The 24,238-nt window shown below is 61.4% G+C and carries 19 protein-coding genes and 1 tRNA gene; 8 read left to right on the top strand and 12 right to left on the bottom strand.

The window, feature by feature from the left end; translation table 11 throughout:
* Positions 1 to 112: 112 nt before the first annotated feature.
* On the top strand, positions 113 to 622 hold the full coding sequence (locus ACK8OE_RS03080; RefSeq protein ID WP_410271316.1) for a hypothetical protein: 510 nt from the start codon (positions 113 to 115) through the stop codon (positions 620 to 622).
* Here the strand turns inward: ACK8OE_RS03080 and ACK8OE_RS03075 are convergent, their stop codons facing one another.
* From ACK8OE_RS03075 to ACK8OE_RS03055, 5 genes are all read right to left on the bottom strand, one after another.
* Positions 623 to 1,855: an ROK family protein gene (locus tag ACK8OE_RS03075; protein WP_410271315.1), complete on the bottom strand. Its 1,233-nt coding sequence runs from the start codon at positions 1,853 to 1,855 to the stop codon at positions 623 to 625. It lies immediately after the preceding gene.
* A 273-nt stretch (positions 1,856 to 2,128) separates the two neighbouring features.
* Entirely contained in the window at positions 2,129 to 3,106 is a 978-nt protein-coding gene (locus ACK8OE_RS03070; RefSeq protein ID WP_410271314.1) for a hypothetical protein, read from the bottom strand.
* A gap of 85 nt (positions 3,107 to 3,191) precedes the next feature.
* Complete coding sequence (locus tag ACK8OE_RS03065) at positions 3,192 to 4,127, bottom strand: alpha-E domain-containing protein (RefSeq protein WP_410271313.1); 936 nt, start codon at positions 4,125 to 4,127, stop codon at positions 3,192 to 3,194.
* A 46-nt stretch (positions 4,128 to 4,173) separates the two neighbouring features.
* Complete coding sequence (locus tag ACK8OE_RS03060) at positions 4,174 to 5,631, bottom strand: circularly permuted type 2 ATP-grasp protein (RefSeq protein ID WP_126419537.1); 1,458 nt, start codon at positions 5,629 to 5,631, stop codon at positions 4,174 to 4,176.
* A 202-nt stretch (positions 5,632 to 5,833) separates the two neighbouring features.
* Complete coding sequence (locus ACK8OE_RS03055; protein ID WP_410271312.1) at positions 5,834 to 7,759, bottom strand: class II glutamine amidotransferase; 1,926 nt, start codon at positions 7,757 to 7,759, stop codon at positions 5,834 to 5,836.
* Between the two features lie 369 nt (positions 7,760 to 8,128).
* Between ACK8OE_RS03055 and ACK8OE_RS03050 the strand changes: the two genes are divergently transcribed.
* A complete protein-coding gene (locus tag ACK8OE_RS03050) occupies positions 8,129 to 11,428 on the top strand; it encodes a DUF2126 domain-containing protein (protein WP_410271311.1) in 3,300 nt (1,099 codons plus the stop codon).
* 96 nt (positions 11,429 to 11,524) lie between these two features.
* Here ACK8OE_RS03050 and ACK8OE_RS03045 read toward each other — a convergent pair whose 3' ends face one another.
* Positions 11,525 to 12,439: a tetratricopeptide repeat protein gene (locus ACK8OE_RS03045; protein ID WP_410271310.1), complete on the bottom strand. Its 915-nt coding sequence runs from the start codon at positions 12,437 to 12,439 to the stop codon at positions 11,525 to 11,527.
* Positions 12,440 to 12,638: 199 nt separating this feature from the next.
* Between ACK8OE_RS03045 and ACK8OE_RS03040 the strand changes: the two genes are divergently transcribed.
* Positions 12,639 to 13,517: an SIMPL domain-containing protein gene (locus tag ACK8OE_RS03040; protein ID WP_410271309.1), complete on the top strand. Its 879-nt coding sequence runs from the start codon at positions 12,639 to 12,641 to the stop codon at positions 13,515 to 13,517.
* The gene (locus ACK8OE_RS03035) at positions 13,517 to 14,389 is read left to right on the top strand and encodes an SIMPL domain-containing protein (protein WP_410271308.1); all 873 of its coding nucleotides are present in this window, start codon (positions 13,517 to 13,519) and stop codon (positions 14,387 to 14,389) included. The genes ACK8OE_RS03040 and ACK8OE_RS03035 overlap by 1 nt, the downstream gene beginning before the upstream one ends.
* A 58-nt stretch (positions 14,390 to 14,447) precedes the next feature.
* On the opposite strand, the gene ACK8OE_RS03030 is transcribed toward ACK8OE_RS03035, so the two are convergent.
* The gene (locus ACK8OE_RS03030; RefSeq protein ID WP_290799096.1) at positions 14,448 to 15,113 is read right to left on the bottom strand and encodes a hypothetical protein; all 666 of its coding nucleotides are present in this window, start codon (positions 15,111 to 15,113) and stop codon (positions 14,448 to 14,450) included.
* Between the two features lie 218 nt (positions 15,114 to 15,331).
* Between ACK8OE_RS03030 and ACK8OE_RS03025 the strand changes: the two genes are divergently transcribed.
* Both ACK8OE_RS03025 and ACK8OE_RS03020 read left to right on the top strand, forming a co-directional pair.
* Positions 15,332 to 16,510 carry a patatin-like phospholipase family protein gene (locus ACK8OE_RS03025; RefSeq protein ID WP_410271307.1) on the top strand — a complete coding sequence of 393 codons (1,179 nt, stop codon included), beginning with the start codon at positions 15,332 to 15,334 and terminating at the stop codon, positions 16,508 to 16,510.
* A 92-nt stretch (positions 16,511 to 16,602) separates the two neighbouring features.
* Positions 16,603 to 17,019 carry an RrF2 family transcriptional regulator gene (locus tag ACK8OE_RS03020; RefSeq protein WP_013479369.1) on the top strand — a complete coding sequence of 139 codons (417 nt, stop codon included), beginning with the start codon at positions 16,603 to 16,605 and terminating at the stop codon, positions 17,017 to 17,019.
* Here the strand turns inward: ACK8OE_RS03020 and ACK8OE_RS03015 are convergent, their stop codons facing one another.
* The 4 genes from ACK8OE_RS03015 to ACK8OE_RS03000 form a co-directional block, all read right to left on the bottom strand.
* A complete protein-coding gene (locus ACK8OE_RS03015; protein ID WP_410271306.1) occupies positions 17,020 to 17,469 on the bottom strand; it encodes an NUDIX hydrolase in 450 nt (149 codons plus the stop codon).
* 147 nt (positions 17,470 to 17,616) lie between these two features.
* The gene (egtB, locus tag ACK8OE_RS03010; protein ID WP_410271305.1) at positions 17,617 to 19,764 is read right to left on the bottom strand and encodes an ergothioneine biosynthesis protein EgtB; all 2,148 of its coding nucleotides are present in this window, start codon (positions 19,762 to 19,764) and stop codon (positions 17,617 to 17,619) included.
* 292 nt (positions 19,765 to 20,056) lie between these two features.
* Positions 20,057 to 20,131: transfer RNA gene (locus ACK8OE_RS03005), tRNA-Val, on the bottom strand.
* 449 nt (positions 20,132 to 20,580) lie between these two features.
* The gene (locus ACK8OE_RS03000; protein WP_013479366.1) at positions 20,581 to 20,937 is read right to left on the bottom strand and encodes a response regulator; all 357 of its coding nucleotides are present in this window, start codon (positions 20,935 to 20,937) and stop codon (positions 20,581 to 20,583) included.
* A 110-nt stretch (positions 20,938 to 21,047) separates the two neighbouring features.
* On the opposite strand from ACK8OE_RS03000, the gene ACK8OE_RS02995 reads away from it, so the two are divergent.
* Entirely contained in the window at positions 21,048 to 21,917 is an 870-nt protein-coding gene (locus ACK8OE_RS02995) for an N-formylglutamate amidohydrolase (RefSeq protein ID WP_410271304.1), read from the top strand.
* A 356-nt stretch (positions 21,918 to 22,273) separates the two neighbouring features.
* Here ACK8OE_RS02995 and ACK8OE_RS02990 read toward each other — a convergent pair whose 3' ends face one another.
* Positions 22,274 to 23,089 carry a DUF599 domain-containing protein gene (locus tag ACK8OE_RS02990; protein WP_410271303.1) on the bottom strand — a complete coding sequence of 272 codons (816 nt, stop codon included), beginning with the start codon at positions 23,087 to 23,089 and terminating at the stop codon, positions 22,274 to 22,276.
* A gap of 214 nt (positions 23,090 to 23,303) precedes the next feature.
* Between ACK8OE_RS02990 and ppa the strand changes: the two genes are divergently transcribed.
* Complete coding sequence (gene ppa / locus ACK8OE_RS02985) at positions 23,304 to 23,840, top strand: inorganic diphosphatase (protein ID WP_126419549.1); 537 nt, start codon at positions 23,304 to 23,306, stop codon at positions 23,838 to 23,840.
* The last annotated feature ends 398 nt before the right edge of the window (positions 23,841 to 24,238 follow it).

The raw sequence follows: 24,238 nt of genomic DNA, 5'->3' as shown, positions 1-24,238 counted from the left end.
GTACCCTGAGCGGTTTTCGGTCAAAATGAACCGAAATTTTGCTCTCATTTAAAGCGCCTCGCGAAAGGCGCTCATACCAGACCGGAACACCCGGCGTATTGAGGAGGACATCATGAAAGAACTGACACGCAAAGGCTTTTTGACCGCAGGACTGGCGAGTGGACTGGCGCTTATGGCCGCCGGTGTGGCGCGCGCCCAGAAAGGCCCCATGCTCGCCTATGCCGATGGCATAAAGGAAGGCTGGTGGATTGGCGGATGGGCCAAGCAGACGCCGGCTGTGCCGCTTGAAGATCAGAGGCCGGTGGAAATCACCATGGCTGCCTGGAACGTTTTCACCTTTCAGACCTGGCAGAAGCTGAACGGCCCGGATTTCAAGACCCTTACGCTTCTGGTGCATGGTGGCCCCAAGGGCAAGCAGGAGGTGTCGCTGCGTCTGCGGCTGGGCGAGAAGGCCTATGAGAGTCAGGTGACGCTGAAAGGGCTGAAAGGCAAGTGGGTGCGTTATGACGTGCCGCTGAAGGACCTCAAGGTGAAGGACGGGCAGTTTGACACCATCGAACTGCGCAACGCTTCGGCGGAGTCGCTTGAGCCCTTCTACGTCAATTTTGTGATCTTGCAGTAATTAAGCCGACTTCATGAGCGCTTCCCGGATCGGCAGGAAGCGCTCATTGAACGGCAGGATGCCCGCCCCGCAGGCGCAGGCGTCGATGGCCAGAGCGGCGCGGCGCACAGGCGCAATGGGCGGCAGGCGACGGTCGGACAGGCGCGCATAGAGCGCGTTCAGCCGGTCGCACAGGCCGTCAATGATGGCGGCTGGCATCCGTCCGCCAATGTAGTGCGCCTCCGGGTTCAGGGCGCAGTTGAGCGTCAGAAACGGCATATAGAGGTGCTGCGCGGCTTCATCCAGCCACGCATCCACCACGCTTTGCGCCTGCGGTGACAGGTCTTCGAGATCGGCGGGGACGCTGGCCGCGAAGCCGTGCGCGGTCAGACGGGCATAGAGGGCGTAGAGGGACACCGCGTCCTGAAGCGTCCGCTCTGTCTCCGCTTCGCCGGGGATGGGCAGGAAGCCGATTTCGCCTGAGCGCCCATCCGCGCCGCGGAAATAGTGGCCATTGATGACCATACCGCCGCCCAGACCGGCGGAAATCAGCGTATAGATAAAGGAGCGCGATTGCAGGCCGTGGCCGAACTGCATCTCGCCAATGGCCGCCGCAGCGGCATCGTTTTCCACGACCGCCGGGGCGTCGATCAGGCCGGCGAAGAGAGCCGGTACGTCGATTTCAGACCACACGCCATAGGCGTCCGGACGATTGGGCAGGGGGACCCGCCCCAGATCGTCCGGCATCCCGATGCCCATGCCGATCAGACGATCAAAGTCGATCAGGCGTTTGCGGCGCAGGGTGTTCAGCGTTTCGGCCACGAAGGCGCGCACTTCGTCAGGCATGGCGAAATGGACTTCGCGGCTGATGCGAAAGCGCACCTGACCCACGAAATCCAGAGCGACGACGGTGATGTGGTCACGATCAATGTTGAGGCCAATCGAAAAGGCACCGTCCGGATTGACCACCAGTTGTGTGGCGGGCTGACCGCGCCCGCCCGTCAGTCGCCCGGCCTTCAGGATCAAGCCGTCATTGAGCAGGCGCCGCGTAATATTGGCGATGGCCGGGGCCGTCAGGCTGGTGATATCGGCCAGATCGGCCCGGGTGATGGGCCCGCGGGCGCGGATGGCCTGAAGCGTCACGCGCTGATTGTGGTCGCCCGCGCGTTCGAGATTGGTGCCCGACAGGCCCTCCTCATAGGTGCCGTTGCGGGGGGGCATACGCGTATCGTCTGGAAACGCTTCCAAGGTCATGTTCTCGTGTCCGTAAGGCGCTAAATCGCCCGGAGGCCGTCTCGCGACGCGTGTCAAAGTGAGTGATCGGTCCGATGAAAGCCCTTCGTTCCTTACCCGGTTATGGAACGATTGCATAAGGTGGTAAACAGGGTGCGGCACAGCCACCGAAATACGCGCGCCACCTATAGGCAAAAAGGGCTTTTGTCAGACAGACCTATAGAGGTTTAGGCTGCTTCCTGCCGTCTTACAAGACGTATGTCATACCCATTTATCGCAATGGCCAGACCGGTATTATTTGACGGTTTCGCCCAGCACCCAGTTTTCGCGGTGACGCCGGCGGTCGTCGCCCTGACGGATGTCGCGTACCGACTGGCATTCGGCGCGGCTGACCAGCCCGGTCTTCAGGCTGATGCGGTAACGGCAGGTGGTTCCGATATCGAGCTGGATATCGCCGACGGGGACGGGGGCGGTCTTGCGAATGCGCGCGGTGCGCGCCGCCGCCTGCTCCAGAGCCGGGCGGACACGAAGCGCATAGGCATCCAGCGCTTCGCGCGTCGGGCCGGATTCGTAGAGGACTTCGGCCTCGCCTGCGGCCTCATCCCACGCCGTCAGGGTCAGGCTTTCGCGCGCGCTGATCGTACCGCCGAACGGGCCATCGATCAGCGAATCCAGCCGGTAGGGGTTGTTAAGGCTAAGACCCAGATTGTGGGGAATGGCCAGAAGCGCGTCTTCCGGCAGGAACTGTTCCGCCGCCGTTTCCGCCGTCATCGGACCATAAAGACCGTCAAAGGCGTCGCCTTCGCGGGCATCAATGGCGCCTGAACGGCGCATGGCGGCCTTCAGGCGGTTGCGCAGTTGCGGCCAGTTTTCAAGGCGCAGCGGCGTCAGGCTTTCGTCGGCAACATAGGTGATGTCGCGGATGGCAGCGGCGGCCTGCATCACCTTTTCCAGCTCCAGACGCTCAGCGTCCGCCTCGGCGCCATCGACCTTGAACTCGTTTTCTACAAGTGTTTTGACGACGCGATAGCCGTCCGGATGCCGCGACAACTGGCTGAGATATTCGGCCTCCAGCCGCGTGCGGATAACCTTGCCGTTGGTTTCGCTTTCGGTGGTGCGCTTAAGCGTCTGACGCACGGCCGCCCCTGGCGGCAGGGTCAGGCGAAGCTGGTAATACTCGACCTGCAGCGGTGTCGCGCCGGGCACGTCGGCCCAAACCGGCGCGCTTACGCCTGCGGCTATGCAGGCTGCGATGACAACCGCCCTGATCATGGTTCGCCCTTCCCGTTTTCAGGAACCAGACCCCTGAATTAAGGTCTTTATGGCCCGACTTTGGGTCAACTCTGTGACGGCGGACTCAATCCTTGAAGAAGGTTTCGTACACAGACTGATCAAGCCGGTTCAGCCCCAACTGATATTCGTCGATGAACTCATGCAGGCCTGAGGCGATAAGGGCGGTGGCGTCGGCCTCCATCAGACGGGCGCGCAGGGCCTTCATATCGTTGAGCGCGGCGCACTGCGGTTTTTTCTCGCAGATGGCTTCCATGCACACGGTGGCGTAGTCAAGCGAAAAGCGCACCGAGCGCGGAAACAGCCTGGAGAACAGCAGAAACTGCGTCACGTCGCGGTAATTGATCGAGTGGTATTCCTGCCGGTACATTTCCAGCGCATTGACCGATTTCAGCACGGCGCCCCACTGCACATTGTCATAGGGGCTATCGACCTGCTCACCGCGCGGCAAAAGCAGAAAGTATTTCACGTCGAGAAGGCGCGCCGTCTTGTCGGCGCGCTCCAGCAACTGCCCCATGCGGGCAAAGTGCCAGCCGTCGCCGCGCGACATGGCGTTGATCATCATGCCGGCGAAGTGGGTGCCCGACTGACGCACCTCGGTATAATAGGCTTGCAGAGCTTCGACCGAGCGCTTGCGGCTGTGGGCCTGCGTCAGGTGGTAAAGCTCGTTGATCTTTTCCCACACCTCGACCGGGATCACTTCGCGCACCGTGCGGGCGTTTTCGCGCGCCCGGTAGATGGAGGACAGGATGGAGTTGGGGTTCTTGTCGTCAAAGGTCAGGAAGCGCACGATGGATTTCTCATCGGCGGTGGCGTAGCGCTTGTTGAAATCCTCATCGTCGCCGGAGGTGGCGATCAAAGGATACCACTGCGTTTCCTCGACGCTCAGACCGAGATCGAGCATCAGGTGGGTGTTGACGTCGATGAAGCGCGCGACGTTTTCCGCGCGCTCCAGATAGCGCGACATCCAGTAGATCGAATTGGCAACGCGGCTTAACATCATGCGGAAGGTCCTGAACGGCGGTGGCCGAATAAAGGGGAGAGGCTGATCATTCCGCCACTCCGTAATAGTTCTCTTCGCCCAGCACCCAGGTATCTTTCGACCCGCCGCCCTGCGACGAATTGACGACCAGCGAGCCTTTTTTCAGCGCCACGCGCGTCAGGCCGCCGGGCAGGGTGAAGACGTCTTCGCCAAACAGCGAATAGGGGCGGAAATCGACGTGGCGGCCTTCGATGCCGTTGCCGATCAAGGTGGGCGCGCGCGACAAGGACAGGGTGGGCTGAGCGATATAGTCGCGCGGCTTGGCCCGGATTTTTTCGGCAAATTCTTTTTGCTCAGCCTTGGTGCTCTTGGGGCCGATCAGCATACCGTAGCCGCCCGACAGGTTCACCGCCTTGACCACCAGCTTGTCGAGATTGGCCAGAACGTAGTCGCGCTCCTTGTCATCCTCACAGATATAGGTGGGCACATTCTGGGCAATGGCGTCTTCGCCCAGATAGTATTTCACGATCTTCGGCACATAGGCATAGACGGCCTTATCGTCAGCGATGCCGGTACCCGGCGCATTGGCCAGCGCCACCTTGCCCTTGCGATAGGCGTTCATAATGCCGGGCACGCCCAGCAGGGAATCCTTGCGGAAGACCTGCGGGTCGATGAACTCATCATCAATGCGGCGATAGATGACATCGACCTGTTTCAGGCCCTGAGTCGTGCGCATATAGACCGTGTCGTCTTCGACCACGAGGTCGGAATTCTGGCACAGGGGCACGCCCATCTGCTGCGCCAGATAGGCGTGCTCGAAATAGGCGGAATTGTAGATGCCGGGCGTCAGCACGACGATATTCGGCTCGTCCTTGCCTTCGGGGGCAATGAATTTCAGCGTCTTGTACAGGTGATCGCCATAGTTGGAGACGGGGCGCACCTTAAGGGTCTGAAACGCCTTGGGCAGGATGCGCTTTTGCACGGCGCGGTTTTCCAGCACGTAGGAAATGCCCGACGGGCAGCGCAGATTGTCTTCCAGCACGTAGAATTCGCCGTCGCCATCGCGCACGAAGTCGGTGCCGGAAATATGCGTCCACACGCCTTTCGGTGGCGACAGGCCCTCACAGGGCTTGAGGTAGCAGGCCGACGAAAAGATCAGCTCGGCCGGGATCACCTTATCCTTGAGAATCTTCTGATCGTTATAGATGTCCTGAATGAACAGGTTGAGGGCCCGGATACGTTGATTGATGCCGCGCTCCAGCTTGGCCCAGTCCGCCGCCGACACGAGGCGCGGAATGATGTCGAACGGCAGGATCTTCTCGGTGCCCTTCTTGTCGCCATAGACGTTGAAGGTGTTGCCCGACTGATAAAGGATGTCTTCGGCCTGTTTCTGGCGGCGTTTCAGGTCGGCCCGGCTGAGCGCGTCCAACTGCTCGACCAGTCCGGCGGCGGCCGGATGCGGCACGCCGTCGCTGGCGAACAGCTCGTCGAAAAACCCTTCGGTTTTATAGGATTCCAGACTCACGCGGGTGCCTCCCCAAAGCGGATAAACTCAAAAAATACGCGTACTTTCAAACCTTATTCCGATGCCCATCAGGGCATCGTTACATAAAAAATCGAAAAATGCTGAAGGGGCGTCCGTGGGCGGCGAGCCCGAGGCATTTTTCACCGTCTCTTTCCACTTGAAAGTACCGCAGGCGAAGCCGAGGACACTTTCAAGTGAGTTATCATAGATAGACCTCGTTCATCGTCACCTGCACGCGCAGGTCCTCCTTGCCGCCGCCGCGATAGATGGTGCCGGAGGTTGGCGTCGCATCGAGATAGTTGCGCCCGCATGCCACCCGCACATGGTCCTGCGACACGAGGCAGCCATTGGTCGGATCGAAGCCGCGCCAGCCGATATAGGGGATATAGACTTCGGCCCAGGCGTGGCTGGCGTCGGACTGAATCTTGTTCTCGTAATTGGCCCCGGTGAAGATGTAGCCCATGCGGTAGCGCGCCGGAATGCCCAGAAGCCGCGCCAGCGTGATGAACAGGTTGGCGAAGTCCTGGCAGACGCCCTTACGATTGGCATAGACATCAAAAGGCGTGGTCGAAAACGAGGTCGAACCGGGCACGTATTGATAGTCGCGGTAGATGGTCAGGTTGATGTCGTTCAGCGTGTCCATGACGTGACCGGCATTGCGCTCCGAGAAGGCCCGCGCATAGACCAGCAGTTCGGCGATCTGCGTTTCCGGCATTTCGAGCAGCAGCAGATAAGGCTCCATCACCTGAAGCTGCCACGGCATCCACGAAATGGGGAAGCGCGCCTGACGCTGGGCCGGGCCGTAATCGTCCGGCGCCTGCCCAAAAATCTTGACCAGAGAGCGGCACGAGACGGTCAGTTGCCTGTACGGCTTGATGATCGAATAGTGGATGTTCTGATTGCCGAACACGTCCTCGAAGCGCACATCCTCGCCCTCGGCCGAAATGGTCAGGGTCGAATGGATGACCTCCTGAAGCTGATCCTCGACCGGCAGCAGGCGGAAGGTGTGGGTCGAATGTTCGACCGCCTTTTCATAGGTGTATTCCGTCGAATGCACCACGTCATAAAGGCGGTAGGTGAGGGGGCTGCCGTCCGGGGCGTGGGTGACCGAGCGGGCATTGATCACGTTCGACTGCACGTGGCTCATGCTGGCCAGCTTGGCGACGATGGAGGCCTGCTGCGACTGGGCCTGCACGCTGGCGAACAGGGCGTTGCGTTCGGTGATCTTCTCCAGCGGCCCGCCCTGAAGGATGGGAGAAGACAGGGCCGACGGGCGGTCCGGCTGCTGCGGCGGCACCGGCAATTTCGGCGGGGCTTCTTTCTTGTTGGTCCAGATGACCGCGCCGCGTCGCGCGATGATCAGTTGCCCGCCCTGCATCGGCGTCCACTTGCCTGATGCAAACGGTGATGAGGCAAAGACCACCGCCGTTCGGAAGGTGTCGCGCGGATTGTTGAGTGCGAAGGAGGCAGCGTCCGACTGAAACCCTTCGGCGGCGTGCGGCGGCTTGATACGGCTGTAATAGAGGCTCGACTGCGATTTGGAGCCGTAAAAGACCGCCACCGTCACGCCATCGGAAATGGCCATGTCGGCGGAGCCCAGATCATCCAGTTGCAGGAACCAGCTCAGAAGGACGTTGTGGTCGATGGCCGCGAGCGTGCGCGCGCCGTAATCCTCGATCTTGCCCAGCAGGAAGACCAGAGCCAGCTCCGAATCGGTGCGCCCCAGCGGCTCCAGAAAGATCGACTTGTTGTGGTGCAGCTTCTTGATGGCTTCCTTGTCGAGGTTGCCATTGTGCATGAACACCCAGTCCTGACCTGCAAAGGAGCGGGTGAAGGGCTGGGTTTCCAGATGGGTATAGCCGGTGGCCGCGCCGCGCACCTTGCAGAAGAAGACGGTCGAGCGGAACCCTTCCCAGTCGCTCATGGCGCCTTTGAGCGAAACCGTGTCCTTGGCCGCCGGGTCCTTGGCCACCATTGCAGCCTTATTATCCGCCGGGTACCATGCCAGACCCCAACCGAGCGTATGGTCGCCCTTTTGCGGGCCGGTGCGAAACTTCAGGTCGATGAGCGGCGAACTTAAGCCGTCGAAACTAAACGCAAAGATGTCGCTCGAAATATCGCTGAACAACGGGTGGTCCTTCTTGCTCACAGGAAACTAAACGGCCTTGGCCGGGTCTTGTCCATATGCCGTGCCGTATCAGAGTTACACATTTTTTTTGTCTTCGTTACAGTTCTGTGACGTGATTTTGTGGGAAAAGCCGACGTAAGCTGACGGATTGAAACGAAGCCTCTCACTTCATACCTCCCCAGCTTGCTGGGGAGGGGGACCGCACGAGGCGCGAAGCGCGAGATGCGGGGGTGGGGGCTTCAAGCGGCCCGGTGATTCTGTAGATTACAGGTCGCAGGATATCTACCACCTCTCCCTGCCGGTGCAGGGAGGTGTAAGACGGCCATCTCTCCTTGCCAGAGGCAGGGAGGTATAAGACTGGATGAGTGAATGACCATACTGACGGCGCTGCATCACGTTACCGATTATCGTTACGAGCGGCCGATCGGCATGGGGCCGCAGGTCATCCGGCTAAGGCCCGCCCCGCACACCCGCGCCCATGTGCAGTCTTACCGGCTGAAGGTTGAGCCGGAAAACCACTTCATCAACTGGCAGCAGGACCCCTTTGGCAACTGGCTGGCGCGCATCGTCTTTCCGGACAAGGTGGCGCAGTTCCGCGTCGAGGTCGATCTGGTCCTTGAAATCAAGGTCTTCAATCCGTTCGACTTTTTCCTCGAAGATACGGCGACCCACTACCCGTTCACTTATGCGGAGTCGCTCAAAGAGGAACTGACGCCCTATCTGGAAATCAAGGAACGCGACGACCTGCTGATGGACTTTGTACGGTCCATGCCGGACCTTAACCCGGCGACGGGCGAAAAGTGGGGGACGGTTGATTTTCTGGTCGCCTTCAACCAAAAGGTCAATTCGCGCCTCAACTACACCCTGCGCATGGAGCCGGGGGTGCAGACCTCGGCCGAGACCCTGACCCTGCTTCAGGGCTCGTGCCGCGACATGGCGTGGCTGGCCTGTCAGGCCCTGCGCCATAAGGGGTTCGCCACGCGGTTTGTCTCCGGCTATTCGATCCAGTTGAAGGCCGATGTCGAATCGCTGGACGGCCCGTCCGGCGTCAGCGAGGACGTCACCGACCTGCACGCCTGGTACGAGGTCTATCTGCCCGGCGCCGGCTGGATCGGGCTTGATCCGACGTCGGGCATGTTCACCGGCGAAGGCCATATCCCGCTGTGCTGCGCCCCCAACCCGACCTCGGCGGCGCCCATCACCGGGGCGCACGAACCGGCGCAGTCGCAGTTCAGCTATGAGATGGGCGTGACGCGCATCTATGAGTCGCGCCGCGTCACCCAGCCCTATACGGACGGCGAATGGCAGCGCATCGACGCGCTGGGGCATAAGGTCGATAAGGCCCTGACGGCGCAGGATGTGCGCCTGACTATGGGCGGCGAGCCGACCTTCGTGTCGCTGGATGACCGCACGGGCGATGAGTGGCATTTTACGGCCCTGTCTGACACCAAGAAGAAACTGGGTTTTGACCTGTTCAAACGCCTGTCGGCGCGCTTTGCCAAGGGCGCGCTGGCGCAGCACGCGCAGGGCAAGTGGTATCCCGGCGAAATCCTGCCGCGCTGGGCGATGAACGCCTTCTGGCGGCTGGACCAAAAGCCGCTGTGGCTCAATGCGGGCCTGCTAATTGACCCGGAAGCCGCTGCCCATGAGCCGCAGGCGACGGCGCGTACCTTCCTGCGCACCCTGGCCGGGGCGCTGGGCCTGCATGAAGACCTCGTGATTGACGCCTATGAGGACATTCCCTACCACCTGTGGAAGGAGCAGCGCCTGCCGCTTGAGGGCGAGATGCTGAAGGCCGATGTCTATGAGGCGACGGAGCGTAAGCGGCTTCAGGCGCTTCTGGACAACGATCTGGGCCAGCCGACGGGTTTTGTCCTGCCCCTGCAATATTCGGCACAGTTTGACGGCTGGATGTCTAACCCGTGGCGGTTCCGCACCGAAAAGATGATGCTGCTGCCCGGCGACTCGCCGGTTGGGCTGCGTCTGCCGCTGGGGGCGCTGCCGTTTGTCGATCAGACTGAGGTGGACGCGCATCTCTTCCCGCCGCGCTCGCCCTTCGCCCCGACCGAGGCCTTACCGGAGGCGCAGTCTCTGGTGCCGCGCTTTGCCAGGGCCATCGGCACGGCGGGCGACCCACAGCGCTGGGCCGGGCCCAACGGTCTGGTGCGCTCGGCCCTGTGCGCTGAGGTGCGGCATGGCAAGCTGTTCCTCTTCCTGCCGCCGACCGCCTATGCCGAGCACTATTTTGAGCTGATTTCGGCCATCGAAGCGGTGGCTACGCACCTCAAAATACCGGTGGTCATCGAAGGTTACGGTCCGCCGCGCGACCACCGCATCGAGTCCTTAAGCGTCACACCCGACCCCGGCGTCATCGAGGTCAATATCCAGCCGGCGCGCCATTGGGATGAGTTGAAAGACATCATCACCACCGTCTATGAGGAGGCGCGTCTCGCGCGGCTGGTCGCCGACAAGTTCCTGATCGACGGCAAGCGCGTCGCCACGGGCGGCGGCAATCACATCGTCATGGGGGCGCAGAAGCCGGAGGATTCGCCGTTTTTGCGCCGTCCTGACCTGCTGGGCTCGATGATCCGCTTCTGGCAGAAACACCCCAGCCTGTCCTATCTGTTTTCGGGGATGTATATCGGGGCGACGTCTCAGGCCCCGCGCATCGACGAGGCGCGCCACGAGTCGCTGTATGAACTGGAAATCGCCCTGTCCAACCTGCCCAAGGGCGAGGCGGAACAGGCCCCGTGGCTGGTGGACCGCCTGTTGCGTAACCTGCTGGTCGATCTGACCGGCAATACGCACCGGGCGGAATTCTGCATCGACAAGCTCTATTCGCCGGATTCCGACCGTGGGCGGCTGGGCCTGCTCGAAATGCGCGGCTTTGAGATGTCGCCGCACCCGCAGATGAACCTCATTCAGGCGCTGCTGATCCGCGCCCTGATCGCCGTCTTCTGGAAAAAGCCCTATACGGGGCGGCTGGTGCGCTGGGGCACGCAGTTGCACGACCGCTTTATGCTGGGCCATCAGGTGCGCGAAGACCTCCATGAGGTGCTCGATTTTCTGAAAAGCCACGGCTATGCCTTCAGCCGCGACTGGTTCATTCCCTTCTTCGATTTCCGTTTCCCGTCACTTGGCAGCGTGCAGATCGGCGGCCTGACGCTGGAGCTGCGCGCCGGGCTGGAGCCGTGGCCGGTGATGGGTGAGGAGCCGTCCGGCGGCGGCACGTCGCGCGGCGTTGATTCCTCCGTCGAGCGCATGGAGGTGGTGCTGTCCGGCGCCGTGGGTGATCAGCACGTTGTGACCTGTAATGGTCGCCGCCTGCCGCTGCACCCAACGCGCGACGCCCATATTCAGTTAGCGGGTGTGCGCTATAAGGCCTGGGCCCCGTGGTCGAGCCTGCACCCCAACCTGCCGGTAAATACGCCCCTGCAATTCGATGTGATCGACACGCGGCTGGAACGTTCGCTCGGCGGCTGCCGCTATCACGTCATGCACCCCGGCGGGCGCAATTACGAGCAGTTGCCGCTCAATGAAAACGAGGCTGAGGGGCGCCGCCTGTCGCGCTTTGAGGCCCCGACCCATACGCCGGGCCGCGTGCGCGTGCCGGCCCTGCATATCAATCCGGACTATCCGATGACGCTCGATCTGCGGCGAAAAGACTGATATCCGCGGTGGCAGGTGTTCTGCCTCTTCGACCGTGGGTGTAGGAACAACCGGGCAATAAAAAAGGCCCCATAAGGGACCGGCGAACGGAGGGTGTCATATAGGGGCTTCGGCATAAAAGCCAGTCGGTGGTGCGGCGTAAGGGCCGGGCGGGGGCTCGCCTTCATCGGGGCTGTATCGCGGCACCCAGTCCGCGGCGGCGCGCTGAAATTCGAGCTGTTGCGACAGGCTTAGCCTTTGATCCAGCGCCTTGCGCCGTTCGTTGGCGGCCTCGTGACCGTAGCGGGCCGCAATCGCCAGCCACACATAGCCGTTTTTCAGACTGACCGTTGTGCCCAGCCCCTCCAGAACCATCAGCCCCATCCGGTACTGCGCCTCGGCCATCAGTGCCCGGAAACGCGGCATACGGTTGTTATTGGCGGCTTTTTCCAGAAACCGGGCGGCCTCCGTCTTGTCCCTCCAGCCCCCCAGCCCGTGCCACAGCATTTCGGTCATATCCAGTTCGGCGTGCACAAGGCCGCTTTCGGCGGCCAGGCGCAGATAGTGCATAGCCGCCAGACCATCCTTATTCCCACCCAGACCGTGAAAGTAAAGGGCGGCCAGACGGTGGGTGGCGTAGCGGTCGCCCTGATCGGCGTCCTGTCGGAAAAGACGGCGGCAGGCGCGAAAATAGCGCAGTGCCTTTTTAGGATTGGCTCGACCGCCCCAGCCGAAATGGTGCAGCCTGGCCTTGTCAAAGGCGGTTTCGGCATCGTGTGTGTAGGGACGGAAAAAGAGCTGGCGACGCAGACGTTTATAAGTGCGTTGGGCGTGGGCGGGATCGGCGACTACGCCCTGACCTGTGCTTAACAGGTGAGCCAGAAGGAACCCGGCTCTTATGTCTCCGCGTCTGGACCTCTGTTCGAGATCTTCGCCAGGATCGAAGCGAAGCGACAACAGGTCCTCTTCGCGCTGGTGTTTGAAATGAAAGAGCGGCATGGAATAGGCCTTCGGCCCCGCCGGATTTTTCATGCTCAGACAGCCCCCTTCGTGTGCAGTGGGTCACGCTTACGTCCGTGTTTAATATAGACTGTTTACGGGCGTCTGGACAGATGTGTTAACATTTTGCCGGCGGCTGTGGCTGCCGGGTGACTCAGGGTCCGACTGTCGTAATTGTGCCGCAAAATCAGCCGATGGTGTCACCATTAGCAATCCGGCAGAGGGGGTTTTCATGCGTAAAATTTTACCGATTGTCATGAGCATGGCTTTGGCTTTGCCAGCAGCCGCTCAGACGACGACCAATAACTATCAGGCCTCGGATTACGACCGCGCGCCGTGGTGGATGAAGACCCCGGTCATCACCCAGACGGGCTATGTTCGCACCGAAATTGACGCCAACCGCGCTCATTTTTCGGCCTCCTTCCTCGCCGTGGGCAAGACGGCGGATGAGGCGCAACAAAAGGCCGTGGCGCAAACGCGGGCGCTGACCGATGCGCTGAAAAAGCTGGGCAAGGACGCGGTGCGCGTCAACACCTCTTTCTCCATGCGCGTCCTCTATGAGCAGTACCGCGACAAGGAAGGCAACCGCATCGAAAACCAGCGCGGCGACAAGATCGAAGCCTATCAGGTCAGCATGGGCCTGGATGTGAAGGTCTATGACCTGCGCACGCTGGAACGCGCCTATGCTCTGGTGCTGGCGGCCTCGCCCACCGCGTCCCAGCCGGTCTATTTCTCGCTGGAGCCCGATAACGCCACCAAGACCTGGCTTTATAATGAGGCGGTGAAGGATGCGGCGCGCCGGGCGCGTCAGGCTGCCGAAGCCGCGGGCGGCAAGCTGGGGGCGGTTAAGGTGATCGACCCCACTGGCCGCGCCTGTCAGACGGATATTCTGGCGCGGGGTGAACCGCGCGGCGGGGAGGATTTTGAGCCGACGACCGTGGCCTATGCGATGGCTCCGCCGCCACCGCCGCCCGCGCCCGTCATGGAGATGTCGGCCCGTGCCAGCGCGGTGGAACAGCTCGAAGCCAAGGCCGCGCAGAACGCCTTTATTCAGGCTCCGCCGCTGAATGAACTGACGGCGCAGGCCTGCGTTGTCTATGGGCTGAACTGATGCGCCGCCTGTGGATAGGCCTGTGCGCCCTGCCGCTGCTGGCGGTCGGGGCCGAGGCCGCGCCGCCTGTAAAGCCGGTCGAAACCTCTGATCGTTTTGACGCTGCGCCGTGGTGGATGGAACGTGCGGTCCTGCCGCAGACGGGCTATGCGGAGACGGAGGTGGAGGCCAACCGCGCCACCTTCGCCGCGCGGTTCAAGGGCACGGGCAAGACGGCCAGCGAAGCCCAGCGTCAGGCGGTTGCACAGGCCGAAACCCTGATCGCCGCCCTGCGTCAGCGCCCGGCGGAGGCGGTGCGCGTCACCACGGACTTTGCGGTGCAGGCCTTTTATGACCAGTATCGGGATGGTGACGGCGATAAGGTCGATAATGTCCGCGGCGACAAGATTCGGGGCTATGACGCCACCCTGACCCTGCGCGTTGAGGTGCGTGATATCGCCCTGCTGGAGCCGGTCTATGCGCTGGTTCTGGCGGTCGCTCCGACGCAGGTGGATCGCGTGGCCTTTGCCTTGCAGCCCGACAATGCCCTGCGGGAGCGGTTGCGCAATGAGGCCGCGTTCGATGCGGCGGCGCGGGCGCAAGGTGCAGCCGAGGCCACGGGCAGCACGCTGGGTGGTATTCGTCTGATCGACCCGTCGGGCCGCGCCTGCCGCGCCGATCTTCTGGGGCGTGACACGCTCGAGGACGACGACGCGCCGCGTCTGCAAACCTCGATGAACATGAAACGGGCCACAGCGGATACGGCTGAGGTCGTGGTATCCGGGAGCCGGGCCCCAACGCTCGAAGCCCGCGCGGCCGAAAATGCCTTTATTCAGACGCCGCCGCTGTATCGGGTTCAGGTCCAGACCTGCGTTGTTTATGATCTGAAGTGAAAAAGGCGGTCCCGCAAAGGACCGCCTCTCTTATCGTTTCCGCCGTCACTCAGCCCGATCAGAATTTTACCGTCAGGCCGACTTGCAGAACGGGCCAGGTCTTGGCGTCCTTCACGTCGTTCTGAAGCTCCTGACGTTCCTTCTCCAGCGCCGCCTTGTAGGCCGGGTCATTGGCATAGGTGCCGTCCGACGTCAGGGTAACGCTGGGGTCATCGCCCAACACAGCCCCCGCCAGCACACGGAAGCCGAAGCGGCCATCCCTGGTGAAGGTATTGTCGAAGCCGAGGCCGAGGAACGGGGCACCATCACCCATATCGGCATTGGCGCGCAGCGTGCCGATCTGCGCCGGGGTGAAGGGCACGCCACCGATATTGGTGGTGCCGGTCGGACGCGCGTCGAGCTTAACATTGCGGTCACCGGTCACATAACCGCCGGACACAAAGAACGAATTGCGGAAGGGGTGGACGTCCACGGCGAAGGTAAACGGCTTGAAATCCAACTCGCCATTGTACTGGACGTCATCCGAATTGAAGTCATCGCTGTGCTTCAGCGAGTCGTAATCAGCGCGCAGGACAAAGGTGTCGTTCAGCTTGTAACGGGCACCGATGCCGACGCCGGTCGTGCCGCCGTGCACATCAACGGCGATAGGGCTGTTCTGGGCCGAGGCGGCGGTGGCGGTGAGGGCGCCAAGCGCCACGGCAGCGAGAAGGGCAGGAAGACGCATGAGACAGTATCCTTTGCGGGTCGTGAAACAGAAAATGCGGGGATCAGTACGCCACAGCTTAGCCACAAGGCTTAACAAAACCCTTAACTGGCCTTGTTTTCGCCCTTTCGAGTCGTTCCGCTCAAGCTTTGTGTGATCGTCCGTAAAGATGATGCGCGAGGCCGGATTCCGGTTCATAAAGCGCGTGTAAGTGCCTGACCGTTGGGGAGTTGCCTGTCATGGACCAAAGCCATCCCGATCTTGCCGCCGCCGACGTCGTGACCCACCCCGGCGCGGCCTATGATCAGACGGTGCTGGTGCTTCAGGGGGGCGGGGCGCTCGGCTCCTATCAGGGCGGGGCCTATGAGGTGCTGCACGCCGGCGGGGTCAGGCCCGACTGGGTGGCCGGGGTGTCGATCGGCGCCATCAATGCGGCGATTATCGCCGGGAATGCGCCGGAAGACCGCGTCGAAAAACTGCGGTCCTTCTGGGCGCAGATCACCTCAGAGAGCCCAGCCGATACGCTGAGCGGCTATAATCCGTGGCTGAAAAGCGCCTTCCGGCAATGGAGCGGCTATATGAGCGCGCTGAACGGCGTGCCGGGCTTCTTTCGTCCGGCCGCCCTGACGCCGTTTTTCGCGCCGTGGTCCCTGCCGTCGGAAACGAGCTTCTACGATATTTCGCCGTTGCGCAAGACCCTGCTGCGTCATGTCGATTTCGACCGCATCAACGGTGGTGAGGTGCGCCTGAGCGTCGGGGCGGTCAATGTACGCACCGGCAATTCGGTCTATTTCGACAGCCATACAACGCCAATCACGCCGGAACACATCATGGCGTCCGGGGCCCTGCCGCCCGGCTTCCCGGCGGTGACGATTGACGGCGAAGCCTACTGGGACGGCGGTGTGGTGTCCAACACGCCCCTGACCTATGTGCTGCACGAAGCTCCGGCGGGGCTGGATGGTGACACCCTGGTCTTTCAGATGGACCTGTTTTCGTCGCGCGGTGAGGTGCCCAAAACGCTCGATGAGGTATATGGCCGCGTCAAGGACATCACCTATTCCAGCCGCACGCGCCTCAATACCGATGCCTTTCTGGAGCGTTATCGCCTGCGTCAGGCCATCCGGCACATGTACGAACGGCTGTCGCCGGAGGTGCAGGCCGAGCCGTCCATCGCGGCCTGTTATGCACGCGCCGCGCATTTCCGCGTCTCGCTGGTGCATCTGATCAATTCGGGCGGCGGCGATCATGGCCAATCCAAAGACTACGAATTTTCGCGCCTGACCATGAACGAGCACTGGGCGTCGGGCCGTCTGGACGCCGAACGTGCCATGCGGCGCCGCGTCTGGCGTGAACTGCCGCCGGAAAAGGACGGCATCCGCGTCTATGACTTTGCCGCCGAAGACCGCGCCCGCTCGTAATGAAAGCGGACATATAGGGCTTATGGCTTTCGTAACCCGGTTCGTGCTAATAGGCGGCGACGGAACATAAAAATACAGGTTGCCCCGCCGCCATGTTGTCTCAGCGTGCCAAATACGCCATCCGCGCCATGCAGGAAATGGCCCGTATCCCCCAGGGTCAGACGGTGCAGGCGGGTGAGCTGGCGGAACGCATCAAGGCCCCGCTGCATTTCCTCGAAGGCATATTGCTTGAGCTGCGCCGCGAAGGCTTCCTGATGTCGAAGCGCGGGCGTTCGGGCGGCTATATGCTGGCGCGACCGTCCGATATGATCAGCATGGCCGACCTGATCCGCCTGATCGACGGGCCGCTGGCGCTGACGCCGTGTGCCTCGCGCACTGCCTATGCGAGGTGTGAGGATTGCCCGACACCCGATGATTGTCAGTTACGTCTGGTGCTGCTGGCGGCGCGCGATGCCATGGCGCGCGTGCTCGAAAGCTCAACCCTGGCCGAGCCGCTGCCGCGTGGCTGATTAAGCACGTTTGGCAAAGGTCTTGGCAAAGCGCCGCACAATCTTGCGCAAAGCGTCGATTTCGATGGCGTGCAGCGCCTGTTCCGGCGTCAGCCACACCATGCTGCGCTGACCCATTTCCGGCCACAGCGTCAGTTGCTGCGTCACCCGCATGGCGAACACCTCGACGGCGGGGATGAACTGCGCATTGGGCTGACCCTGATCCTTCATATAGGCAAAGCGTCCGATAGGGTGCGGATCGACCTCACCCAGAATGCCAGCCTCTTCAAAGGCTTCGCGGGCCGCGGTTTCCGCTGGCGCCAGGTCGGGAATGGGCTTGCCCTTGGGGATGATCCACTGACCGCTGCCACGTGAGGTGATCAGCAGGAACTCGACCTCGCCGTTGCGCGTCTCGCGAAAGGGGAGGGCCCCAAACTGAGTTGCGGGCGAAGGCGAGGCGTGATCATCCAATCGGGGTGGTCCTGAAAAATGTCCGTGTACGGGGCAATTTTCTGTGTAGGCCGCTCGGCGTCAAAGCTCAATAGGCTTCGGACAGATTCAGGTGTTCCGACATCGGAGCGATGCCAGTTGCGGTATTCGCATCACAAGCTGAAGGGTTCAGGACAGGACGAAAACGCCAAAGGCCGGGGCCGGGCTGATCCACTGGTGCGCGACCGTCCAGCCTGCGTCACGACACAGGGCCGCGAAACTGTCCGGCGTGAACTTATGGGCATTTTCCGTATGCAGACGTTCGCCCTCCGCAAACGTGAAACTCTGCCCGGCGACGGTCACGATCTGTTCGCGGCGGCTGACCAGATGCATTTCAATGCGCGCGCGCTCAGCGTTCCACAGGGCCAGATGCGCGAAGGCGTCAAGGTCGAAATCCCCCTGTAATTCGCGGTTCATCCGCACCAGCAGGTTTTTGTTGAAGGCCGCCGTCACCCCTGCCGCATCATCATAGGCGGCGTGCAGTGTCGCTTCGTCCTTGACCATGTCTGCCCCGACGATCAGTTGCGCTTCTTCACCCAGCAGGTGCCGGAAGGCGCGCAGCAGCTCACGCGCTTCGTCCGGGCTGAAATTACCGATGGTCGAGCCGGGAAAGAAACCCACGCAGGGTCTGTTTGCAAGGGCGGCGGGCCGTGACAGGGTCTGCGTGAAATCACCCACCAGCGGCACGACATTCAGATGCGGATAGGCGCTTTGCAGCCGTGCCGTCGCGGCGTGCAGGGCGTCCGGGCTGATGTCGATGGGCAGATAGGTGCGCAAGGCCGGGCAGGCATCGAGCAGAATCCGCGTCTTGTCGCTGGCCCCGCTGCCAAATTCGACGAGCACCGTATCAGCGGTCCAGCCCGCCACCAGCGCATCGGCGATGTCGTGCAGCAGGCGCGTTTCGGTGCGCGTCGGGTAATATTCCGGCGTGCGGCAGATGGCCTCGAACAGGTCGGAGCCTGCCGCATCGTAAAAATACTTGGGCGACAGGGATTTGGGCTGCGCCGACAGACCGGCGATCACATCGGCGGCGAAGCCCTCATCGCGGCTCTCCGCCGGGGCGTGATCGCGCGCCAGACGCAGACCCGCGCGCACCCAGCGCTTTTCCGGCGCGAAGAAGTTGCGATAGGTGGCCCGCGCATGACCGGCAGGCGTAAAGGCACTGCCGCCGCGCAGGCTCATCTGCCCGCTCATGAACTTGCCATTATATTCGCCGACGGCACCCGCGCCCGGACGAAAGCCCGGATAGCCGAGATAGGCGCTGGCCGTCCATTGCCAGGCGACGTCATCCACCTGCTGCAACCCGCCCTGACGCGCGGCAACCTCCCATTCGGCCTCGGTCGGCAGGCGCGCCCCGGCCCAGCGGGCAAAGGCATCGGCCTCATAGAAGCTGATGTGGGTGACGGGCGCGTCGGGCTCGACGGGGTGCAGGCCGCGCAGGCTGAATTCCTGCCACTGCTCGCCGTCGGGCCGCCAGTACAGGGGCGCGCGCCAGCCCTCGGCCTGCACGCGGGCCCAGCCGTCGGATAGCCACAACTCGGGCCGCGCATAGCCGCCGTCGTGCATAAAGGCCAGCCACTCGCCATTGCGCACCAGCCGATCGGCGATCTGATAGGGCTCCAGCCAGACCTTGTGGCGCGGCCGCTCATTATCAAAGGCAAACCCGTCCTCCGTCGCGCCGATCTCGACCAGCCCCCCGGCGCAGGCGATGAACCGGGCCTCGCCCACCGGGGCGTCGGCGGCAAAGGCGGGATCGTAGGCCGGGGCCAGTGGTGACAGGCTGAACAGGTGCAAAATGTCCATCAGCAGCAGTTCCTGATGCTGCTCCTCGTGCGCCAGACCGAGCGCCAGCAGGGCCTCGCCTTCGGCATCGAGCCCGGCGGCGATCAGGTCGCGCATATGATGATCCACGTGCTGACGATAGGCCAGGATATCGCTCAGGGCCGGGCGGGTGAGGACCCCACGCTGGGCGCGCGGCTGACGCGCCCCCTTGGCTTCGTAATAGGAGTTGAACAGATAGCCGTACTGCGCATCGAACGGCGCATAGCCGGGGCGGGGACTCAGGAGAAAGGTCTCAAAAAACCAGCTGGTGTGCGCCAGATGCCACTTGGCCGGGCTGGCATCGGGCATGGACTGCACCACCATGTCCTCCGCCGACAGGGGCGCAGCGAGGCGCAAGGTCGCGGCCCGCACCTCTGAGTAAAGCCGGAGGCAGGGGCTCTGCGAAGCGTCAGTACAAAGCGGGCGTCCCGTCGTCGGGTGGCTGTGGCCGTCCATCTCAATCTCCCCCGTTGCGCACGGTGCCGCTGACTATATCGACGCCGGATGTAAGTTTTAAATTCGCGGCGTCAGAGTGCGCCTGCGGCTAACCTGTTTGTGGCAGCAGGCTTTGGGCGCGATGCGCCAGGGCGAGTACGAAAGGACCGGGGAGAAAGTTACGGGTTATAAACGGTGTGCACCTGAATAACAGCGCTTGAGTGGCAGGGGTGCAGCCTGCGTGGCGTCAAAAGGCGAAGCCTTTGAGCGCAAACTCAAAAAAACTTTCGAGTTATCGAAGAAAACGAGGAAATGGTGGACCCGACAGGGATTGAACCTGTGACCCCTACGATGTCAACGTAGTGCTCTCCCGCTGAGCTACGAGTCCACTATTGTTCGGCAACGCTGTGCCGATGCGAGGAGCGGGTGTATAGCCGCCGAAAATGGCGGTGGCAAGGGCTTTTGCGATCAAAAATGTGGAAAGTGTGGGAAAGGCGTGTGGGCTCTAAGAGGCCCCACCACCGCATCCGCATCGGCGGTCCGATCACCGCCTTTGACGGCTCGTGCGGTCCCCCTCCCCACCAGAGGTGGGGAGGTATAATGAAGGCCGTGTAACCCAACCCATCAGGCGGCGATCCGGCGTTCGACTTCGGTGACGATTTCGCCTGCGCTCGAGGAGCGAAGCGTTAGCGCAACTTAAAAAATCTGCGCGGGCCGCCCACACTGGCCCCTCAGGCGGCGATCAGGCGTTCGACTTCGGTGACGATTTCGCCCGCGCTCAGGGAGCGAAGCGTTAGCGCCACTTAAAAACTTGCGCGGGCCGCCCGCGCTGGCCAATCAGGCGGCAATCAGGCGTTCGACTTCGGTCACGATTTCGCGCAGATGCACCGGCTTTTCGAGGACCTTGGCTTCGGGGGAGGCCTTTTGCGCATTGAGCGCCACGGCGGCGAAGCCGGTGATGAACATGATCTTCAGGCCCGGCTGGCGCTGCGAGGCGACCTTGGCCACTTCGATGCCGTCGGCACCGGGCATTACAATGTCGGTCAGCAGCAGGTCATAAGGCCCCTGATCGAGGGCTTCGATAGCGCTGTCGCCATCGGGGCAGCTTACAACGTCATAGCCGGCGCGCTGAAGGGCGCGCGTCAGGAAGCTGCGCACGGAATTTTCGTCTTCCGCGAGGAGAATCTTGGTCATTAATCCCGGTCCTGTGGGAAAGGGGCCCCGTTTACTCAGAGAGTAGATGATTAGGGCGCAGGTGTAAATTAGGGGTGAAGAGAGCGCAGAATTGTCTTATCACGGGTTTAATGGCCGACCTTTCATCCCCAACTGAAACCGTCCCTGCCGTGGATGTACGCCGTCCGGCGGTAAAGGGTTGCGGGCTGGTGTTCGGTTTGCCGCATTCGGGACCGTATCTGCCGCCGGACTTTGTGGCGGCGGCGCGCTATGACGCGCAACACCTGCGCATGACCGAAGACGCCTTTGTTGATGCGCTGGTCGGGTTTGAGACGCTGGAAGGGGTGTGGGCGGTGCGGGCCAATTACAGCCGCGCCTATGTCGATGTAAACCGCCACCCGCTGGAGCTGGACCCGCGCCTGATCCGCGGCGCGCTGCCGAAAGGCGCACTCAGCCAGTCGCTACGCGTGCGCTCCGGTTACGGCGTCATTCCGCGCTGCCTGTCGGGCGGGCGGGAGATTCACGCGCAGCCGATCACCTATGAGGAGGCGGCGCGGCGTCTGGCGCAGGTGCACGTCCCCTATCACCGCGCCCTGACCGAGGCGCTGGCCGAAGCGAAGTCGGCGCACGGGCGGGTGACGCTGATCGATTGGCACTCCATGCCCTCGACGACGCTCAAACCGGGCACGGAGGCCCAGCCGTCGGCGAAACTGGCGGATATTGTGCTGGGGGATCTGCATGGTGAGGCGTGCGCGCCCGGCCTGACGGCCTTTGTGCGGCAGGTGTTTGAAGCGCACGGCTTCCGCGTGGCGCATAACCATCCCTTTGCCGGCGGCTATACGCTGGAACGCTACGCCCAGCCGCACAAGGGGGTGGAGGCGCTACAGATCGAGCTGAACCGCGGGCTCTACATGGATGAGGCAACCCTGACCCTAAGCCCCAAAGCCGGGCGCATGCAGGCGGCCATCGCAGCAGTGATCGACGGGCTGAAGCGAAGGTAATACCAAGAGTCATTGAAAATGACTCTTGGTATTACCTTCGAGACTGTCTCATGTCGCTGATACATATGAGACAGTCTCGTTGCTTCAACGGCCGGATGCGGTCAGCATCTTCGGCCGTTGGTACAAGGGACTTATTCGGGCAAAAAAAAGCCGCGCTACACGAGCGCGGCTTAAAGTCTACAGGGAGGAAACGCCCAGGAAGGGCATCGACGTAAAAACGTCGAACACTGACTTTATACGTTGCGATGCAAAAATCCACAAGCGGAAAACGCAATTGTATGATCACGTATCGTTACAACGGTTCCTAAGCTTAAGAATTAACGTTAAGCAAACCTTTGCGTTATTTAGAAAACGATTCAGCCGGCTTTCGTTTCTATATTTGTTTTATCTTGCTGCGACGCAGCATTTTCGCTTTCAGCCTCGACCTTGCCGTCATAGATAGGGCGCGTGCGGGTAGGGTAGGGATGCTCCTCCAGAAGCTCACGCATCCGCCGCAGGCCGCGCGCCGCCTGTGAGCGCGACTGCCGCCAGGCCAGAAGCGCGGTGGCCCCGATGCTGGCCAGCGCCAGAGGGATCGGACCGAACAGCCACGCGGCGGCGGCCAGCGAGAAATAGTAACCGCGCACGCCCTGCGAAAAGTTCGACATGGCCGGCTCGAAAATGTCCGACACGGCCTCGGTGAAGGCCTGCGCGCTCTGCGGGTCGATGTTTTCGGGCACCGCGCCCATGGCGGCCACGGCGTAGTTGGTCTGACGCAGGGCCCAGATGAAGTTGAGAAGCCCGCGCGCCAGACAGACCATGACCAGAGCCAGCTTCATCAGGAGCAGGGCCGAGGACGAGGTGTCGATACCGAGCGCGTGCGCGCTCTTGTACGACAGGTCGCCGGTAAAGATGGCCCCGGCGACGGCGGCAATCAGGATGAGGTTGGCCGAAGCGAAGAAGCTCATTGAATTGACGCCGTGACCGATCAGGTTGGAGTCGTAGAGCTTGAACGAGCGGATGACCATTTCCTTCATCCACGCGCGCCGCACGATGGTCAGGTCCTTGAAGATCACGCCCGATTTCTTGGACAGGGCCTTGAGCACCGGCTCATAGCCCAGCCAGCAGAAGATGAAGACCAGAAGGGCGGCGAAATCGCGCCAGCTACCGAACAGTTTGACGATCAGTTCCATGGATGCGGTCTTTGCTAAGTCTCTGTTGTTATCCGACTTTGGTCTAGTTGCGGTGTTTCGAAGTCGCCTGACAAGCGATAATTCCTTGTCGGGTAACAAATTGTAGCAAAGTGCGAAAACAAAAAACGCAGACTTCGCTTGTGCGAAAGAAGCGGACCGCTTATGACAGCGCCCAAACCATATCTTCAATGCCGTTAAACAATAAAGACATCCTATGAATCTCGATAAGATTTCCGTCGGTCCGAACGCTCCCTGGGACATCCACGCCGTCATCGAAATTCCGCAGGGCGGTATGCCCGTCAAGTACGAAATGGATAAGGATTCCGGCGCGCTGTTCGTCGATCGCTTCCTTTACACCTCCATGTTCTATCCGGGTAACTACGGCTTTATCCCGCACACGCTGGCTGACGACGGCGACCCCTGCGACATTCTGGTGGTCGGTCCGACGCCGGTTTATCCGGGCGTGGTCATCCGTTCGCGCCCTATTGGCGTGCTGCTGATGGAAGACGAAGCGGGCAAGGACGAGAAGATTCTGGCCGTGCCGGTGGACAAGCTGCACCCCTATTATACCAATGTGTCGAGCTATCGTCAGATGCCGGCCATCATGATCGAGCAGATCACCCACTTCTTCGCCCACTACAAGGATCTGGAGAAGAACAAGGAAACCCGCGTTCTGGGCTGGGGCGATCCGGAGCAGGCCGCTCAGCTGATCCGCGAAGGTCAGGAACGTCTGGCCAAGAAGATCGGTTGATCTTTAAAATACTACCGAAAAGCCCGCTGGAAACGGCGGGCTTTTTTTGTGCGCGATTTTCAGAATTGTGAAAACAAGTCACACGATGAAATATGGATTGACCTGCCACGCAGGCCATGCAATTGTTTCTATACAGAAGGGCCAAGCGGTAATTTCTGCTTTTGCGATGGCATGTATTTGCAAATTTTCGCAGTCCTTTGCAAAATGAGACCGAATTATCGGATGAATTCGATTATTTGATCGGCTCTGTGCATAAATCTCCTGCCTGCTCAAAAATAACCTTTAAAATCAAATGAGAAATGGGGCTGCGCGGTTAAGACCCCTAAAGGCCGCGTTGTGGATTTCTAAGTAAGCCGCATGATATTAGTCCGCGCTGGTATAACGCGTTGCATATCCGT

The organism is Asticcacaulis sp. W401b (assembly GCF_046503825.1).
Classification (GTDB): Bacteria; Pseudomonadota; Alphaproteobacteria; order Caulobacterales; family Caulobacteraceae; genus Asticcacaulis.
This window is presented reverse-complemented; position numbering and strand designations above follow the sequence as displayed.